Source organism: Clostridium sp. MCC345, assembly GCF_018785345.1.
GTDB lineage: Bacteria > Bacillota > Clostridia > Lachnospirales > Anaerotignaceae > Anaerotignum_A > Anaerotignum_A faecicola.
Genome location: NZ_WQPP01000035.1, coordinates 1 through 3,092, shown reverse-complemented (window position 1 = coordinate 3,092; position 3,092 = coordinate 1). Strand labels below are relative to the sequence as shown.

Sequence of the window (3,092 nt, the reverse complement as noted above, 5' to 3'; positions counted from 1 at the left end):
CGCCTTATCGCCATCAATGACGGCGTGGACAGTGCCAGAGGGGACGATGATTTTACCCCTTTCCGCAACATTATGAACGAGTATTACGCCAGAGACACCAGCCGTAAAATCCGTTCCACTTTCCAGTCAAAAGGCAAGTCCGGCAAGCACCTCACAGGCACGGTCATTTACGGCTATCTCTGGAACGAAGCCAGAGACCAATGGTTGGTTGACCCCGAAGCCGCTGATGTGGTCAAGCGCATCTTTGCCATGACGATTGACGGCTACGGTCCGTATCAGATCGCCAGCAAACTGAAATCGGAAAAGGTGCTTATTCCGTCTGCTTACCTTGCCCAACACGGCGAGGGCGTGAACAAAAACAAGACTTTCAAAGATGTGTACGGCTGGGGTTCTTCCACCATCTGCAACCTTCTTGAAAAGCGTGAATATCTGGGACACACCATCAATTTCAAGACCCGAAAGCACTTCAAGGACAAGAAAAGCCATTATGTCCCGGAGGACGAATGGACGATTTTTGAGAATACGCACGAAGCCATTATTGACCAGCAGACCTTTGACCTTGTGCAGAAAATCCGTGGGAATGTCAGACGCTACCCGGACGGCTGGGGCGAAGCAGCTCCCCTCACAGGCTTGCTTTATTGTGCCGATTGCGGCGGCAAGATGTATGTCCACCGCACCAACAACGGCAAGCGCATTTCTCAATATACCTGTTCCCAATACAGCAAAGTCCCAGTTGGAAAGCTCTGCACGACACAGCACCGTATCAATGAAGATGTGGTACTGTCCCTTGTTTCCGAAATGCTCAAAGCTATTGCCGAGTATGCCAAGCATGACCGAGCCGAGTTTGTCCGTGTGGTGCAGGAAGCGCAGTCCAGCCAGCAGACGGCAGAGGTCAGAAAACAGCGCACACGCCTTGCCACAGCAAAGCAGAGAGTTTCCGAGCTGGAAGTCCTGCTCTGCAAAATCTATGAGGACAACATTTTAGGCAAGCTGTCCGACAGCAGATACGCCACTCTGGACGCTCAATACGAAAAGGAACAGTCCGAGCTTACCGCTGAAATCTCTGTTCTGGAAAAGGCTGTCAAGAGCTATGAGAAGCACGAAAAGGACGCTGACCGTTTTATCGCCCTGATTGATAAGTATGAGAACTTCGACAAGCTGACCATTGCCATGCTCAACGAGTTTATCGAGAAAATTCTTGTGCATGAGCGTGACCGCAAAGGAAGTATACAGACCACACAGGAGGTTGAGATTTACTTCAATTTTGTTGGGCGTTTCGTTCCCCCGGCGTTTGGAGAAGTGGAGCTGACCCCGGAGGAATTAGAAGAAATCCGCAAGCGAGAGGAACGCAAGGACAGACTTCATCAGAACTACTTGAAGCGGAAAGCCAGCGGAGCGCAGAAGCGATACGAGGACAAAATCAAGGGGAGAAAAAAGGCAGAAATCGAAGCCAAGAAAGCCGCCATTCGTGCGGAGGACATTGCAAAGGGAGTTTTCGTCCCTGTCAGCAGCTTACCGCAGAGAGAGCCGATGAAAGGAGTACAAACAGCATGAATATCACTTACACACGGAACGGCGATTATCTTATCCCGAACATCGTTATCCGCAAGACCAAGCCCATCGGACACTACGGCAGACTTCGCAAGGCGTATCTGGAAATGCACCGCCCGATACTGTTCAATGAACTGGTACTATCCGACAAGCTCTTTGAACATTGCGCCGAGATTGAAGAAGCGGCACGAAACCGCATGGAGCTGATCGTGCCGAAGCTGGCAAAGCAGTACGGCGTGACCGAGCAACTGAAAGCCGATAATCAAATGGAATGGGTGCGGCAGATGAACGCTTGCAAGGCACAGGCAGAGGAGATTGTGAAAGCGGAATTGATTTATGATTGAGCGAGGAAGTCCGGGCAGAAAACTGTTCGGACTTTTCTCATATAGTCCAAAGTTGCGGTAGAACTGTTCACAAGTTTTATGGTATAATTTGAATACGAAAAGTGAGCAACAAATCAGAGTTTACGAAAGAGGTACAGAACATGAAGAAAATCAGTTTGGAGTAAATAAAAGGGGTGATGAAATTTTGCTGGAAACAACGCAAATAAAGCAGCGTTTACCGTTTATTGATTTGATAAGAGGTATAACCATTATTGAAATGATTTCGTATCATTTCTTATGGGATTTAGTTTATCTGTATAATGCAGATATTCCATGGTATAAGTCCCACGGTGCCTATATTTGGCAGCAATCCATTTGCTGGACTTTTATTTTTCTGGCTGGGTTCAGCTGGCATTTAGGAAAAAAACACATGAAAAGGGGATTGTGGGCGTTTGGCGGTGGTGTGATCGTTTCGCTCGTTACCGCCATAGTTCTTCCCAATGATCGGGTGCGCTACGGTGTTCTAACGCTTATTGGCAGCTGTATTTTGATATGGATTTTACTGGATAAGGTTCTGAAAAAAATCCCGGCTGGGGTTGGGGTAAGCGTTAGTTTTGTGCTATTCCTCATTCTCAGAAGTTGGACGAAGCAAGACCCTATCCAACTATCTGATAATTTGCTGAATGTTACATGGTTGAAATCGGTATTAGCTTATATTGGATTTCCGCAAGCTGGCTTTTCATCTACCGACTATTTTCCGTTGCTCCCATGGATTTTCTTATTTGCAACAGGATATTTCCTGTACAGTTTCTTACAGGAAAAGGGGCTGATTAACCGGCTATTTGGAAAATGGAAAGTTCCAGGTATTAACTTTTTAGGGAAACATTCGCTTATTATTTACATGATACACCAACCGATCTGCTATGTTGTAGCGTTCTTGGTTTCCGAGATTTTTTAATATTGAGCCGTTGATCGGTGGAGTAAACAAGAAAATATCGGCAAATGTGTTTATTTTTGATTATCACAGTTTGTAGCCGGTGATATATCGGTCGATACCAACTTCGCCAGCGAAGAAATCGTTAAGGGAGCTGCAAGCGAAGAATCTCTAATACGACAGATTCAAGTTTGGCGAACTGATAAAATCCCTTTAGGAACTAAAGGGCGCACTTCTATACTCTCTGTCGAGAGTAGTGCGTCCTGCGGAGCTTCATTCTCCGT

The 3,092-nt window shown here is 46.7% G+C and carries 3 protein-coding genes; all 3 read left to right on the top strand.

Features of this window, described 5'->3' with window-relative positions; genetic code table 11:
- Window positions 1-1,554 (top strand): recombinase family protein (locus tag GPK49_RS12970; RefSeq protein WP_318283877.1); only part of this gene is annotated, 1,554 nt, incomplete at its 5' end.
- On the top strand, window positions 1,551-1,895 hold the full coding sequence (locus GPK49_RS08055) for a TnpV protein (protein WP_215677332.1): 345 nt from the start codon (window positions 1,551-1,553) through the stop codon (window positions 1,893-1,895). The genes GPK49_RS12970 and GPK49_RS08055, both read left to right, overlap by 4 nt.
- Window positions 1,896-1,983: 88 nt before the next feature.
- The gene (locus GPK49_RS08050; RefSeq protein ID WP_318283876.1) at window positions 1,984-2,832 is read left to right on the top strand and encodes a heparan-alpha-glucosaminide N-acetyltransferase; all 849 of its coding nucleotides are present in this window, start codon (window positions 1,984-1,986) and stop codon (window positions 2,830-2,832) included.
- Window positions 2,833-3,092: the final 260 nt, after the last annotated feature.

What these genes read in the sequence shown, in the direction of transcription:
- GPK49_RS08055 (WP_215677332.1), top strand. Translation starts at nt 1,551, where the DNA reads ATGAATATCACTTACACACGGAACGGCGATTATCTTATCCCGAACATC.